The sequence below is a fragment of the uncultured Piscinibacter sp. genome, from assembly GCF_937952055.1.
GTDB lineage: Bacteria > Pseudomonadota > Gammaproteobacteria > Burkholderiales > Burkholderiaceae_C > Piscinibacter.
In genome coordinates this window covers 521159-534906 of record NZ_CALFYO010000021.1, presented here as the reverse complement: position 1 = coordinate 534906, position 13748 = coordinate 521159, and the positions used below count along the sequence as shown (strand labels likewise).

Here is a 13748-nt window from a genome sequence, read left to right as displayed (position 1 = left end):
GGTTGGCGGAGTGGAAGAGGAAGGCCGCACGTGGCGATCAATGGCGCGAGCGGCGCACCAGGCTGCCGATGTCGAGGATGAGGGCGACACGCCCGTCGCCCATGATGGTGGCGCCCGACACGTCGTCGACGCGGCGGTAGTTGGCTTCGAGGTTCTTCACCACGACCTGCTGCTGGCCGAGCAGCTCGTCCACGAGCAGGGCGACGCGCCCGCCCTCGGCCTCGACGACGACCATGATCGCGCTGACGTTCTCGAAGTCGAAGCGAGGCACGTTGAACACCTGCTCGAGCTCGAGCACGGGCATGTACTCGTCGCGCACTTCGACCACGCGGCCGCTGTTGCCGATGCTGCGGATCATCCCAGGCTCCACCTGGAAGGACTCGACCACCGAAGACAGCGGCAGGATGTAGCACTCCTCGCCGACGCCGACACTCATGCCGTCCATGATCCCCAGCGTCAGCGGCAGGCGCACCTTGGCGCTCATGCCGTAGCCTTCGGCCGAATCGATCTCGACCGTGCCGCCCAGCGAGGTGATGTTCTTCTTCACCACGTCCATGCCGACGCCGCGGCCGGACACGTCGGTCACCACCTCAGCGGTGGAGAAGCCGGGCGCGAAGATGAGGTTCCAGACCTCCGCGTCGGCCAGCGAGTCGGGCGCGTCGATGCCTTTCTCGCGTGCCTTCTTCAGCAGCTTCTCGCGCGACAGGCTCTTCCCGTCGTCGCGCACCTCGATGACGATGGAGCCGCCCTGGTGCGAGGCGGACAGCGTGATGGTTCCGTGCTCGGGCTTGCCCTTGGCAAGGCGCTCGGCCGGCAGTTCGATGCCATGGTCGCAGCTGTTGCGCACCAGGTGGGTCAACGGGTCGGTGATCTTCTCGACCAGGCCCTTGTCGAGCTCGGTGGCCTCACCGTGCGTGACGAACTCGACCTTCTTGCCGAGTTTGCCGGCGAGGTCGCGCAGCATGCGCGGAAAGCGATTGAAGACGATCGACATCGGGATCATGCGGATCGACATCACCGATTCCTGCAGGTCGCGCGTGTTGCGTTCGAGGTCGGCGAGTCCGGCGGCCATCTGCTGGTACAGCGCCGCATCAACGCTCTTGCTGTTCTGCGCCAGCATGGCCTGGGTGATGACGAGCTCGCCCACGAGGTTGATCAGCTGGTCGACCTTGTCGACGGAGACGCGCAGCGTCGATGCCTCGGGTGCCGCAGCGACCGAGCTTTCGGCCCTGGGTGCGGGACGCGCGGCGGGCTTGGGCGCGGCGGCGGCCGGTGCCGTCGCTGCGGCACCCGCTGCAGGCTGGGCGTCGGCCGCGGGTGCGCCGGGGGCTTCGGCGAAGAAGCCGTAGCCCGGATCGTTGTTCTCCTCCTCCGCGGGGGCGCCGGGGTTGCCCGCGTGGAAGCCGTAGCCCGGGCCGAGCGGCAGCAGCGCGACGGCCTCGCGCGGCACGTGGAAGGTGAACAGATCCAGCAGATCGCTGTCGTTGCTGGTGGTGAGGATCTTGAAGCGGCGCATGCCGTCGCTCGACTGGCCGCCGTCGATCGGCTCGATCGTGCCGAGGTCGGTGATCTCCTTGAACAGCTTGATCAGGTTGTCGGCCTGCTCGGGCTGCTCCAGAGGGCCGACGCGCAGCTCGAGCTGGCGCGCTTGCGGGGCGGCGGGCGAGGTCGCGAGGGCGGCGGGCGCGGGGGCGGCTGCCGGCGCGGCAGCGGTCGGGGCCGCAGCGGGGCCGACTCGATCACGGCCTCGCCGTCCTCGTCGTCGCCCATGCTCTCGGCGGCCAGGCGGTCCGCGCAGCTGCGCAGCCGCGTGTTGGTGTGATGAATCAGCTGCGAGGCCATGTCCTGGAACTGCATCGCGGTGATCGCCCCGGCCATGTGCTGCATCGCGTCGTGCAGCTGGCGCGCATCGAACTCCGGGTGGTGCGCCATCACGTGCAGCAGGTGATTGAGCTGCCCCGACGCCCCGTAGAAATGGCCGAGCAGCGCCTCGCTCGCGTCGCTGAGCAGGCGCTGCAGGCGATCGAGGTCGTTGGAGGCCGTCATCAGGTTGTCCTGGAGATCGGCCGCGGCCATCAGTGGCAAGGGGCTGTCCTCGCCAGGTTCGGTCGAAAGGCGGTCTGGCATCGTTGCTCCGCAAGAGAGGCTGACCCCGACCATGGGCCGGGGACTGCGTTCATTTTCGGCAGCGACCCCGGATTCATAAGGGCGATGTCGGCGCGAATAACCGGTCAGATTGCCTCGCGCAGGCGCGGCATACTTCACGCATGGCGGTCCCGCTCCTCGACCATGCGCTGCGCGTGCTTCACCTCGAAGATTCGCCGCTCGATCACGAGCTGACGCTGGCCCACCTGCGCCGCGGCGGTCTGGAGGTGCAGGCGCTGCGCATCGATTCGGAGCCGGGCTTCCTTGCCGCGCTGGAGCAGGACTGGGACGTCGTGCTGTCCGACTTCAACCTGCCCGGCTTCTCCGGCCTGGTGGCCCTGGACCTGCTCAAGGCCAGTGGCCGCGACATCCCCTTCATCCTGGTCTCCGGCGAGATCGGCGAGGACACCGCGGTGGCGGCGATGCGCAACGGTGCCAGCGACTACCTGCTGAAGAACAACCTGGCGCGGCTGGTGCCGGCGCTGATGCACGCGGTGGAGGCCACCGAGACGCGCCATGCGCGCGAACGAGCCGACCGCGAGCTCGGGAAGTCCAAGCAGCGCCTGCGCGAACTGGCGCAGCACCTGCAGACCAGCATCGAGCAGGAGCGCGCGGCGATCGCCCGCGAGATCCACGACGACGTCGGCGGCTCGCTGACGGCGCTCAAGTTCGACCTCGCCTGGATCGCCCGCCACACCACCGATGACGGCGTGCGGCTGCGCGTGAACTCCGCCCTGGAGACAGTGACGCTGGCGATCGAATCGAGCAAGCGCATCATGCACAACCTGCGCCCCGCCATCCTCGAGCAAGGCCTGGTGGCGGCGCTGCAATGGATCGCGTCGCGCTTCGAGAAGCGCACCGGCATCCCGTGCGAGTTGCGTCTTCCCGGCCAGACGCCGCCATGGCCGGCCGGCGTGCCGCTGGTGGCCTACCGCACCGCGCAGGAGGCGCTGACGAACATCACCAAGCACGCCCGGGCCACGCGCGTGCAGATCGACCTGTCGCTGGCAGGTGGCGTGATGTCGCTGGAAATCAGCGACAACGGCCGTGGACTGTCGCAGCAGGACCTCGCCAAGGCCCGCTCTTTCGGCATCCGCGGCCTGCACGAGCGCGCCGGCACGGTGGGCGGATGGGTCGACCTGTCCAGCGGCCCGGCCGGAACGACGCTGATACTCTCGGTACCCTTGAACCCGTCACTCGAGACGGCGCCGATGCCGGTGGCCTCCATCCACGAGCCGGACGATCCTTCACAGTGGGGCACTCTGTGATCAAGGTCATTCTTTGCGACGACCATGCGCTGATTCGACGCGGCATCCGCGACACGCTGTCGGACGCGCCGGACATCGAGGTGGTCGGCGAGGCGGGTGACTACGGCGAGTTGCGCACCTTGCTGCGCACGACGAGTTGCGACGTGCTGGTCCTGGACATCAACCTGCCCGGTGGGCGAAGCGGCCTGGATGTGCTGCACGTTCTCAAGGACGAGGGACTGCCGATGCGCGTGCTGGTCGTCTCCATGTACCCGGAGGACCAGTACGCCATCCGGGCCCTGCGCGCCGGCGCCTTCGGCTACGTCAACAAGGGTGGAGACCCTGCCCAGCTGGTCACGGCGGTGCGCACCGTCAGCCAGGGGCGCAAGTACGTCACGCCGGAGATCGCGCAGATGCTCGTCGAGAGCCTCACCGCGCCGGTGGCGGAGAACTCGCACGAGAAGCTGTCCGATCGCGAGCTGCAGACCCTGGTGCTGATCGCGTCGGGCAAGCGGCTGTCGGACATCGCCGAGGAACTCAAGCTCAGCCCGAAGACGGTCAGTGTCTACCGGGCGCGCGTGCTCGAGAAACTGTCGCTCGCGAACAATTCCGAGCTGACGGTCTACGCCATCCGCAACGGTCTGGTCGGCCACTGATTCAGGGGGGGCATGTCCGCGCGGGTGCGGCGTGCGTCACGGCCGAGGCGCTTTGGTGAGCCTCAGGGCACCCGGGACGGGACAGATCGGCATGAAGATGGCGATCGAGGCCGGCCCGGTCCTGCGGTGTCGCGCCTCTGTCCACCCCATAGGTCCGTCCCGCCCGATGCTCGTTGCCGCCTGTTTCGTCGTCACCGCGCTGCTGCTGTGGCTGGCTGCCGGCATGGCGGCGCTCGCCGACCGCCGTGCGCGACCGCTGGCCACGGCAATTCGCGGCGGCGCGGCAGTGCTGGTCGCCTGCGGCCTGTGGTGGCCGGCGCACACGCTGCGCGTGGAAGGCACGCTCGTTGCCGCCTCAGGCATGCCTTCCCTGCTTGCCTGGCTGCCTGCACTCGCGTTGGCCTTCCTCGGCCTGATCACGGCGCGGGCGTGGGCGATGGGCTCGATCGCCGGTGCGCTGGCCGCGGCCACGGCGACGGCGTCGGCCGCCTATGCCTTCGCGATGCTGCTGCTGCCGGAGCTGTTCCGCTATGCGCCGATTGACCTGCCAGTGGGTGAAGGCGTGCTCATCGTCACGCTGGCGCTGGCCTGCATCGCGTTGTACGTGCCGTGGCAGCGACCGCGACTGGCCGCCTGGACACGCGCGACATCGGCCCTGGCGGCGTCGGCGGTCGTCGCGCTGGCACTGACCGGCTTCTTGGCCAACGACCCGGCCGTGCCGGTCACCGCCTGGGACGAGTTGGCGGTGCTCGGCGTTCTCGCCGTCGTCGCGGCTGTGCTGTGCGCGGTGCTGCAGCACGGCGGAGACGCCGTCGAGACCCCGCCACGCAGCGCGCGCAGCCCGGTCTCCGACGCGCTCACCGGTTTGCCGACGCGGCAATTCTTCGAGGAGCGCCTGGTCGCGGCTGCCAAACGCTGCGACGCCAAGCGCGGCGAGCTCGCCGTGCTGTTCATCGACCTCGACGGCTTCAAGCCGGTCAACGACACCTTCGGACACGCCTGCGGCGATCGCGTGCTCGAACAGGTGGGTGTGCGGCTGCGCTCCATCACGCGCGGTGCCGACGTGGCCGCGCGCGTCGGCGGCGACGAGTTCCTGCTGCTCATGCCCGCCGTCACTTCGCAGGAGGCGGTGGCCAAGGTGGCAAAGGCGCTGATCGAGATCCTCAGCCGGCCCTACAAGGTGGAAACGCGCGAAGTCAACATCTCCTGCTCGGTGGGCATTGCGCTGTACCCGGACGGATGCCGCGCGAACAAGCTGATTCCTCGTGCCGATGCGGCGATGTACGCCGCCAAGCGCGCCGGCGGCACGCGCCATGCGTTCTTCGCGCCGGAGATGGACCACGACGCGAGGCGGAACTTCGAGATGGTGCGTGACCTCAAGCGGGCCATCGCGAAGAACGAGCTGGAGCTGTACTTCCAGCCCAAGATCGATGCGCGCAGCGGCAAGGTCACCGCCGCCGAGGCGCTGATCCGCTGGAACCACCCGAAGCAGGGCCTGGTGATGCCGGGCGAATTCGTGCCGCTGGCCGAACGCTCCGGGCTGATCGGCGCGCTGGGCGACTGGCTCGTCGAGGATGCCTGCCGGCAGGCACGCGCCTGGCGCGACAAGGGCCTGCGCATGCGCGTGGCGATCAACCTGTCGGCCTACCAGATGCGCCAGGACGACATCGTCGACCGCATCACCGAGGCGCTCAAGCGCCACAAGATCCGTCCTTCGCTGTTCACCTGCGAGATCACCGAGTCGGCGGCGATGGAGGACACGCGCGCGACGCAGGAGACCTTCCGGCGCCTGGGCGAGCTCGGTGTGCACCTGTCGATCGACGACTTCGGCACGGGTTATTCGAGCCTGGCCTACCTGCGCAAGCTGCCGGCCGAAGAATTGAAGATCGACCGCAGCTTCGTGCAGGATCTGGAGCACAGCCCGGACGCGCGTGCGGTCGTCGACGCGGTGCTGAAGCTGGCCCACGCGCTCGGCCTGAAGGTGGTCGCCGAGGGCGTGGAGAACCCGCGTCAGCAGGAGATCCTCACCGAGATGGGTTGCGACGAACTGCAGGGCTACCTGTTCGCCAAGCCGATGCCGGCGCGCAACCTCCTGCTGTGGGCACTGGGCGACCGCGGTGAATCCTCGGTGTTCCGCAACTCGCTGTTCGGGGAGACGCGCCAGCAGTCGCTTCTGGCCAGCGAGTCGCTCAGGGTCGTCTGACGGGGGCCTCAGCGCGTCGCGCGCCGCCGCACGCACTCCAGGTAGCGCTCGCCGTCCGGCGGCAGCCCGCTGCGCTGCGAGGCCCACACCATCTCGCCGAGGCACTCCATCACCTCGTGCTGCGCCTCGTGCGCCGAGCCGCGCTTCGCGGCGAGCAGCCCGAAGGCCTGCTTGATGCCACGCGGCTGGTCGATCGACACCTGTTCGGTGATCGTCAGGTGCATCGACAGGTGCAGGAAGGGGTTGGTGCGACCGCCCTCGACGTCGTAGACGGCGGCGAGCGCCGCGTCGACGTCGTCGAGCTCGGCGTGGTACTCCGGGTGCGCGGCGATCCAGTCGGCGGCGAGCGTCTCCATCGGCGTGAGCGGCGCACCCGAGCGGCGCTTGCGCTGGGTGTCGCAGAAGAAGCGACGCACGTCATTCTGGGAAGGGGCAAACATCCGACAATTGTCACCCTATGACGGCATGGAACGCCTGGCCGCTGATCCACGACGCGGCCTTCTATGCCGTCGCCGTGCCGGCGGTGCTGATGATGGGACTGTCCAAGAGCGGCTTCCTCGGCGGCTTCGGCTCGCTGGCGGTGCCGCTGATGGCATTGGCGATCCCCGTGCCTCAGGCGGCGGCGATCATGCTGCCGCTGCTGCTGGTGATGGACGCCACCGGGTTGCAGCAGCTGTGGCGGCACTGCGATCGTGACCTGCTGCGCCTGCTGCTGCCGGCGGGGCTGCTGGGCACGGTGGTGGGCACGCTGCTGTTCGGCGTGCTCAGCACGGCCACCGTGGCGGCGGTGGTGGGCGCGCTCACGCTGCTTTTCCTCGCGCAGCGGCTGCTGTTCCCCCCGCGCGCCGACAGTCCGGCGCCGGGCAGGCCGCTGGGCTTCGTGCTCGGCATCGCCTCGGGCTTCACCAGCTTCGTCGCCCACGCGGGCAGCCCGCCGTTCAACGCCTACGTGCTGCCGCTGCGGCTGAACCCGATGCGCTATGCCGCCACCGCGGCGGTGTTCTTCGCTGCGGTGAACCTGTCGAAGTGGATTCCCTATGCCTGGCTCGGCCTGATCGATCTGCGCAACATGACCACCTCGCTGGCGCTGATGCCGCTGGCACCGATCGGCGTGTGGCTCGGCGTGTGGGCCACGAAGCGCATCGACCCCGGCTGGTTCTACCGCCTCGCCTACGCCGGCATGGCGCTGACCGGCGCGAAGCTGCTCTACGACGGCCTGAAGTGACGCCCGCCTACTTCGACGGCTTCTCGACGTAGCGCTCGACCGCCACCGCATCGAGCCGGTAGCTGCTCGTGCCCATGAAGGTGTCGGAGCGCAGCGTGCGCAGCGTGCCGTCGATCCACACCGTGTCCATCGACTTGAGGCCCTTGGCCGGTTCCTGCGGCCGCACGTGGATGATCTGGTTGGACGGCGGCGGCGGCGAGTGAATGCAGGCGCCGAAGTAGGGCACGAGCAGGAACTCGGTCATGCCGCTCTTGCCTTCCTCCAGCGGCACCACGTAGCCGGGGATGCGGATCGCCTTGCCGTCCATCGCGTTGTTGACCGGCGCGTTGTCCCACACCTCGCGCATCTTCTTGAGCATCGCCGCGGCCCGCGGGTCGGCGTCGCTCAACACGCCGAAGTTCATGTCCTTGAATTGCTTGAGCGGATCCCAGTCGGGAGGGACCAACTCGTCCCAGGTGATCTCGGCATGGGCGCCGCGCGCGGCGCCGGGCTTGGCGGCCGGCTTGTCCTGGGCCCAGGCGGTGGGCAGCGCGATGGCCAGTGCCGTGAGCATCGAGAGCAGTGTCTTCGTCATGAGTTTTCCTCGTTCAGCTGCGCGGGGCGAGCCCGTCGGACAGCGACAGCCGGTAGGCGTGCAGGCCCGGCACGAGGCTGGCCAGCACGCCGGCGGCGAGCACCCCGGCGAGCAATTGCCACTGCGACGCGCTCGGCGCGGAGAGATTCAGCGCCACGCCGTAGGTCGACTGCACCCAGGGCCCCAGTCCCTTGATCAGCGCCAGGCTGGCCAGCCAGCCCAGCCATACGCCGGACAGCGTGACCAGCAGGCCCTCGGCGGAGAGTAGCAGCAACATGTGGCGCGGCCCGGCACCGACGGCGCGCAGCACCGCGAGCTCGCGACGGCGTTCGTTCAGGCCGGCGAGCACCGTCGCGACCAGCCCGGCCAGGCTGACCAGCGCGACCAGGCCGGACAGCGCCAGCAGCAGCTTCTCGCCGACGCCGACGACGTTCCACAGTTCGTCCAGCGCCACGCCCGGCAGCACCGCCATCAGCGGCTCGCCCTCGTATTCGTTGACGAAGCGCTGCACCGCGAAGACTGCCGCGCGGCCCTTCAGGCCGACCAGCGCGGCGGTGACCTGCCGCGGCTCGAGGTCGAACTTGCGGGCCTGCTCGGCGGGGATGGCGACGCCCTTCATCGGCACGCCGGCCGCCCAGTCGAGGTGGATCGCCTCCAGCGCCTGCAGGCTGATGTGCAGCGTGCGGTCCACCGGCGTGCCGGTGGGCGCGAGGATGCCGACCACGGTGAAGGGCTTGTCGGCGTGCTCGCTGCCGGGCAGGGCGCCGCCGCCATGGGCGAGCACGAGGCGCTCGCCGAGCCGGTAGTGCAGGCGCTGCGCCACCTCCGCGCCGAGCACGACGCCGTACAGACCGTCGAGGTCGCCGCTGAAGGGCGCGCCCTGGGCCAGCGCCAGCGGCTGCCTGTCGCCGTGGCGGAAGCGCTCGAAGTAGTCCCTCGTCGTGCCCAGCACCGGGAAGCCGCGGTGCGAATCGCCCAGCGACAGCGGCACCACCCAGGCCACCGCGCGGTGCTGCGCGATCGCGGCCAGACTTTCGACGCGGATGTTGTTGGTCGCGCCGCCGAGGCGGAACACCGCATAGAGCATCAGCTGGACGGGACCGGTGCGCGCGCCCACCACCAGGTCGGTGCCGCTCACCGCCTGCGCGAAGTTCTCGCGCACGTCCAGGCGCACGCGCTCGAAGGTGAGCAGCAGCAGCGTGGCCAGCGCGATCGACAGCGCGACCAGCGACAGCGTGCCGCGGCGGTTCCAGCCGCTGGCAGCCGCCAGGCGCAGCAGCGCGCTCATGTCGCGGTCCCCTGGGCGGCCCGGTTCAACTCGGGCAGCGACACGGCCCGGTCGAAGCGGCGGGCCAGGCGCTCGTCGTGGCTGACGAACACCAGCGTGCTGCCGCTGTCGCGGCATTCGCCGATCAGCAGGTCCATGAAGCCGTCGCGCAGCGGGCCGTCGAGCGCCGAGGTCGGCTCGTCGGCGATCACCACCTCGGGCCTGCCGATCAGCGCACGAGCGGCGGCGACACGCTGCTGCTGGCCGACCGACAGCTCGCGCGCCGCGCGCGGCCACAGTGCCGGCGCCAGCCCGACGTGCTGCAGCAGCGATCGCGCCTGGCCGGCCGGCGAGCCGCTGCGCTGCGCGGCACGAGCGGCGCGCAGGCGCGAGAAGCGGCAGCCGAGCAGCACGTTCTCGCCCACGCTCAGCCAGGGCAGCAGGTTGAACTGCTGGAACAGGTAGCCGACATGATCGGCACGGTGAGCGTCGCGTGCCGCAGCGGGCAGCGACGCCCAGGAGCACCCCGCCAGCGACACCGTGCCCTCGCGTGGCAGCAGCACGCCGGCCAGCAGCGACAGCAGCGTGCTCTTGCCGCAGCCGCTGGGGCCGTGCAGGAACAGCAACTCGCCGGCGCCGACGCTCAGCGCGTCGATGGCCAGGCAGTCATGGCCGGTGCGTGGCCAGGCGTAGCGGAGCGCGCGCAACTCGATCACGTCAGCGGGCCAGATCGATCCGGCTGGCCGGGCGCCTCAGCACCAGCTTGCGCTGGCCCTTGGCCGTGGCGGTCTGCACGTCCAGCCGCGCCAGGCGCGGGAAGGCCTCGAACAGGCCAACCTCGACGTAGGCCGGCGCACCCCGGCAGCGGAAGCCGAACTCGGCCTCGAGATCACCATGCCCGTCCGACGGGCCCATCGCGGCCGGGCCAAGGCCCAAGGCAGCCGAACGGAGTTCCACCGAGGCCAGGCTGCACCCTGCCGTGGCGTCGAAGGCGAAGAGCGTGTTGGCGGCGCGCAGCGTGGCGACCAGCTTCTCGACCGCGCGCCTTTCCGCGTCGTTGCGCGGCGCGCGCTCGAAGCCGAGCAGGCTGTCCATCGGCGTGTCCAGCGAAAGGTTCAGCGTGCCCGCATCGGCGGCGACGTCGAGCCTGGCCGCACCATGCTCGTGGGCCTGGCCGGCCCAGGCGGGGACGGCGAGCGCGAACAGCCAGGGGACGATCAGGGCGAGCGGTCTCATCGTGCAGCCCGAGCCTGCCCGGGTCAGCGCGCCGTCGCGGCCTGCAGGGCCGTGGCGATCGTCTTCACGTTGTGGGCGACCATCTTCAGATAGGTGTCGGCGCCGGTGCCGGGCAGCGACAGGGCATCGGAGTAGAGCGTGCCGCCCACCTGCGCACCGGTTTCCTGCGCGATGCGCTCGATGCTGCGCCGGTCGGTGATGTTCTCGACGAACAGCGCGCGCGCCTGGTGCAGCCGCACCTGGCGGATCACCGCGGCCACGGCGGCGGCCGAGGCCTCGCTGTCGGTGTTCCAACTGCGCGGCGAGACGAAGGTGATGCCGTAGGCCTCGCCGAGGTAGCCGAAGGCATCGTGCGAGCTGACCACGCGGCGCTGCTCCTGCGGCACGGCGCCCAAGGCGGCGCGGGCGCTGGCGTCGAGCTCGGCGAGCTTCTGCGCGTAGGCCCTCGCCCGCGCGTCGATGGCCGCGGCCTGATGCGGCGCGGCGGCCACCAGCGCGGCACGGAGGTTCTCGACGTAGCGTTGCGCATGGACGAGGCTCTGCCACGCGTGCGGATCGATGCTGCGCCCGGCGCGGCGCGGGGTGATGCCCCTGGACGCCTCGACCACCGGCCCGCGGTAGCCGGAGCTGCGCACCAGGCGGTCGATCCAGCCCTCGAAGTGCAGGCCGTTGACGACGACGAGGTCGGCGCGGGCGAGCCGCTGCGCGTCGGCCGGCGTCGGCTCGAACACGTGGGCATCGGCGTTCGGGCCGACCAGCGAGTGCACCTGCGCGGCATCGCCGGCCACCTCGCGCGCCATGTCGGCAAGGATGGAGAAGCTCGCCACCACCTGCAGCGGTTTGGCGGTCTGCGCGCGCAACGGCATCGCCACGGCGAGCAGCGCGAAGGCGAGGGCGGCGAGGCGGGCGACGGACATGGCGGTTCAGGCGACGCGATGGGCGTGCAGGGCGATGCGCCGCGCCAGCAAGCTGTCGTGCCGGCCGGCGGCGAGCGAGACGAGGTAGCCGGCACCCGCCAGCAGCACGATCGCCGGGCCGGAGGGCAGCTGCAGGTGGTAGCTCAGCAGCAGGCCGCCGGCGGCGCTGATCAGGGCGATCAGCGTGGCCACGGCGGCGAGGCTCCACACTTCGCGTGCCCAGAAGCGCGCCGCGGTGGCCGGCAGCATCATCAGGCCCACCGCCATCAGCGTGCCCAGCGCCTGGAAGCCGGCAACGAGGTTGAGCACCACCAGGCCGAGGAAGACGAAGTGCAGCGCGCGCTCGTGGCCGCCCACCGAGCGCAGGAAGCCGGGATCCACGCTGGCGACGAGCAGCGGCCGGTAGGCCGCCGCGACCACGAGCAGGGTGAGGCTGGCCACGCCGGCCACCGTGACCAGTGCGGCATCGTCCACCGCGAGGATGCTGCCGAACAGCACGTGCATCAGGTCCACAGGGCTGCCGTGCGTCGAGACAATCAGCACGCCGGCGGCCAGTGCGATGAGGTAGAAGGCGGCGAAGCTGGCATCCTCGCGCTGCGTGGTCACCTGCGCGACCCAGCCGGCGAGCACGGCCACCAGCAAGGCGGCGGCAAGTCCGCCCGCGCCCATCGCCGTCAGCGAGAAGCCGGCGATCGCGAAACCGATCGCCGCCCCGGGCAGCACCGCGTGCGCCATCGCGTCACCCATCAGGCTCATGCGGCGCAGCACCAGCAGCGTGCCCATCGGCGCGCTGCCCAGCGCCAGCGCCACGCAGGCCACCAGCGCGCGGCGCATGAAGCCGAACTCGGCGAAGGGCTGGATCAGCAGCTCGTGCAGGCCCATGCTCAGGCCCTCTCGCACACCGGCGCCGACTCGTCCCAGCGCTCGGCCATCTGGCGTGCTCGGAACAGGTTCTCGGCACGCAGCACCTGCGCGGTCGGGCCCCATGCCACCGGCTCGCGGGCGAGCAGCAGCGCTTGCGGGAAGTTCTCGCGCACCAGCTCCATGTCGTGCAGCACCGCGACGACGGTGCGCGATTCGCCGTGCCAGCGCCGCACCACGGCGAGCAGGTCGGCGCTGGTGCGCGCGTCGATCGCGTTGAAGGGCTCGTCGAGCAGGATCAGCTGCGCGTCCTGCAACAGCACGCGCGCGAACAGCACGCGCTGGAACTGGCCGACCGAGAGCTCGCCGATGCGGCGCCGCTCGAAGCCCGACAGGCCCACCGAGGCCAGCGCCTCGCGTGCCTTCTCGCGCAGCAGCCCGTCGATCGCGCCGAAGGCGCCGCACTTGGGCCAGTGGCCGAGCGCGACGAGGTCGAGCACGCCGATCGGGAAGCTGCGGTCGATCTGCGCCTGCTGCGGCAGGTAGGCGATGCGGCCGACCAGTCGCGGCGCGATCTCGATGCGGCCCGAGCTCGCCGGCAGTCGACCGGCGAGGGCGTCGAGCAGGCTGCTCTTGCCGGCGCCGTTGGGGCCGATCACCGCGGTCAGCGAGCCCAGGGCCAGCTCGCCGCTGAGGTGGTGCACGGCCGGGTGGCGCTGGTGCGTCACCGTCAGGTCGACGAGGCGTACGGCACAGGCGCTCATGTCGCCAGGTCCGACAGGGCCCAGGCCACGGCGGCCCACAGCAGCGCCAGTGCCGCCACGGCGCCGCCGATGCGGGAGGCGGCGCCGTGCATCAGCATGCTCGATGCGACGCCGTCGTCGTCGCGCGCCGCGGCGTGGGCATGCCCGTGCGCGTGGTCGTGGTGGTCGTGCCGGTGGCTCATGCCGCCTCCGCGCAGTCGGCGCAGCGGCCGCGCAGCGTCAGCTCGTGCTGCTCGACCTGGAAGCCCGCCGGCGCCAGCCGCTCGATGCCGCCCGGGCAGGCGTGGATGGGAAACACCCGGTCGCAGGCCGTGCAATGGAAGTGATGGTGGTGGTGGTGCGCATGGCCGCGCGCCTGGCCGTGCGCGCAGGGCGCCTCGAAGCGCGCCGCCTGGCCGGGCAGGTCGACGCGCACCACCTGCGCCTCGTCGTGCAGCGTGCGCAGCTGGCGGTAGACGGTGGACAGGTTCAGTGTCGGCACCTCGGTGCGTGCCAGCTCGAGGATCTCGGCCGGTGCGAGCGAGCGGCCGCTGTCGACGAGCGAGCGCAGCACGGCCTGCTTCTGACGGGTCTGGCGTTCCATGGGCGCATCTTATTGCAAATGCAATTGCATTTGCCAGGCCGGGCGATTTCGGCCCGCCGGCGGAGTCGTG

Annotated in this window: 14 protein-coding genes and 1 pseudogene; 4 read left to right on the top strand and 11 right to left on the bottom strand. The window is 70.7% G+C overall.

Annotated elements, in window-relative coordinates:
* Positions 1-37: 37 nt before the first annotated feature.
* A pseudogene (locus tag Q0599_RS16805) lies at positions 38-1729 on the bottom strand (chemotaxis protein CheA); the annotation flags it as partial.
* A gap of 538 nt (positions 1730-2267) precedes the next feature.
* Between Q0599_RS16805 and Q0599_RS16800 the strand changes: the two are divergent.
* The 3 genes from Q0599_RS16800 (at position 2268) to Q0599_RS16790 (ending at position 6251) form a co-directional block, all read left to right on the top strand.
* Positions 2268-3413: a response regulator gene (locus tag Q0599_RS16800; RefSeq protein WP_298831738.1), complete on the top strand. Its 1146-nt coding sequence runs from the start codon at positions 2268-2270 to the stop codon at positions 3411-3413.
* A complete protein-coding gene (locus Q0599_RS16795; protein ID WP_298831736.1) occupies positions 3410-4048 on the top strand; it encodes a response regulator transcription factor in 639 nt (212 codons plus the stop codon). Before Q0599_RS16800 ends, Q0599_RS16795 begins: the two co-directional genes overlap by 4 nt.
* A gap of 166 nt (positions 4049-4214) precedes the next feature.
* Positions 4215-6251 carry an EAL domain-containing protein gene (locus Q0599_RS16790; protein ID WP_298831733.1) on the top strand — a complete coding sequence of 679 codons (2037 nt, stop codon included), beginning with the start codon at positions 4215-4217 and terminating at the stop codon, positions 6249-6251.
* Positions 6252-6259: 8 nt separating this feature from the next.
* Here Q0599_RS16790 and Q0599_RS16785 read toward each other — a convergent pair whose 3' ends face one another.
* Entirely contained in the window at positions 6260-6691 is a 432-nt protein-coding gene (locus tag Q0599_RS16785) for a DUF1841 family protein (RefSeq protein ID WP_298831731.1), read from the bottom strand.
* A gap of 17 nt (positions 6692-6708) precedes the next feature.
* Between Q0599_RS16785 and Q0599_RS16780 the strand changes: the two genes are divergently transcribed.
* Positions 6709-7476, top strand: a complete 768-nt coding sequence (locus tag Q0599_RS16780; protein WP_298831729.1) for a sulfite exporter TauE/SafE family protein — start codon at positions 6709-6711, stop codon at positions 7474-7476.
* A 7-nt stretch (positions 7477-7483) separates the two neighbouring features.
* On the opposite strand, the gene Q0599_RS16775 is transcribed toward Q0599_RS16780, so the two are convergent.
* Genes Q0599_RS16775 through Q0599_RS16735 form a run of 9 tightly spaced genes read right to left on the bottom strand, consistent with a single transcriptional unit; the run spans position 7484 to position 13678 of the window.
* Positions 7484-8050, bottom strand: coding sequence for a DUF3299 domain-containing protein (locus tag Q0599_RS16775; protein WP_298831726.1), 567 nt, complete (start codon positions 8048-8050; stop codon positions 7484-7486).
* Between the two features lie 13 nt (positions 8051-8063).
* Positions 8064-9338 (bottom strand): ABC transporter permease, encoded by a 1275-nt coding sequence (locus tag Q0599_RS16770; protein WP_298831724.1) that lies wholly within the window; start codon positions 9336-9338, stop codon positions 8064-8066.
* On the bottom strand, positions 9335-10033 hold the full coding sequence (locus Q0599_RS16765; protein ID WP_298831723.1) for an ATP-binding cassette domain-containing protein: 699 nt from the start codon (positions 10031-10033) through the stop codon (positions 9335-9337). The genes Q0599_RS16770 and Q0599_RS16765 overlap by 4 nt, the downstream gene beginning before the upstream one ends.
* A gap of 1 nt (position 10034) precedes the next feature.
* The gene (locus Q0599_RS16760; protein ID WP_298831722.1) at positions 10035-10553 is read right to left on the bottom strand and encodes a DUF2796 domain-containing protein; all 519 of its coding nucleotides are present in this window, start codon (positions 10551-10553) and stop codon (positions 10035-10037) included.
* 23 nt (positions 10554-10576) lie between these two features.
* The gene (locus Q0599_RS16755) at positions 10577-11470 is read right to left on the bottom strand and encodes a zinc ABC transporter substrate-binding protein (protein WP_298831721.1); all 894 of its coding nucleotides are present in this window, start codon (positions 11468-11470) and stop codon (positions 10577-10579) included.
* A gap of 6 nt (positions 11471-11476) precedes the next feature.
* Positions 11477-12352 (bottom strand): metal ABC transporter permease, encoded by an 876-nt coding sequence (locus tag Q0599_RS16750; RefSeq protein ID WP_298831719.1) that lies wholly within the window; start codon positions 12350-12352, stop codon positions 11477-11479.
* Between the two features lie 2 nt (positions 12353-12354).
* Positions 12355-13095, bottom strand: a complete 741-nt coding sequence (locus Q0599_RS16745) for an ABC transporter ATP-binding protein (protein ID WP_298831717.1) — start codon at positions 13093-13095, stop codon at positions 12355-12357.
* A complete protein-coding gene (locus tag Q0599_RS16740; protein ID WP_298831715.1) occupies positions 13092-13277 on the bottom strand; it encodes a hypothetical protein in 186 nt (61 codons plus the stop codon). The genes Q0599_RS16745 and Q0599_RS16740 overlap by 4 nt, the downstream gene beginning before the upstream one ends.
* Positions 13274-13678 (bottom strand): Fur family transcriptional regulator, encoded by a 405-nt coding sequence (locus tag Q0599_RS16735; protein WP_298831713.1) that lies wholly within the window; start codon positions 13676-13678, stop codon positions 13274-13276. The genes Q0599_RS16740 and Q0599_RS16735 overlap by 4 nt, the downstream gene beginning before the upstream one ends.
* Positions 13679-13748 lie beyond the last annotated feature (70 nt).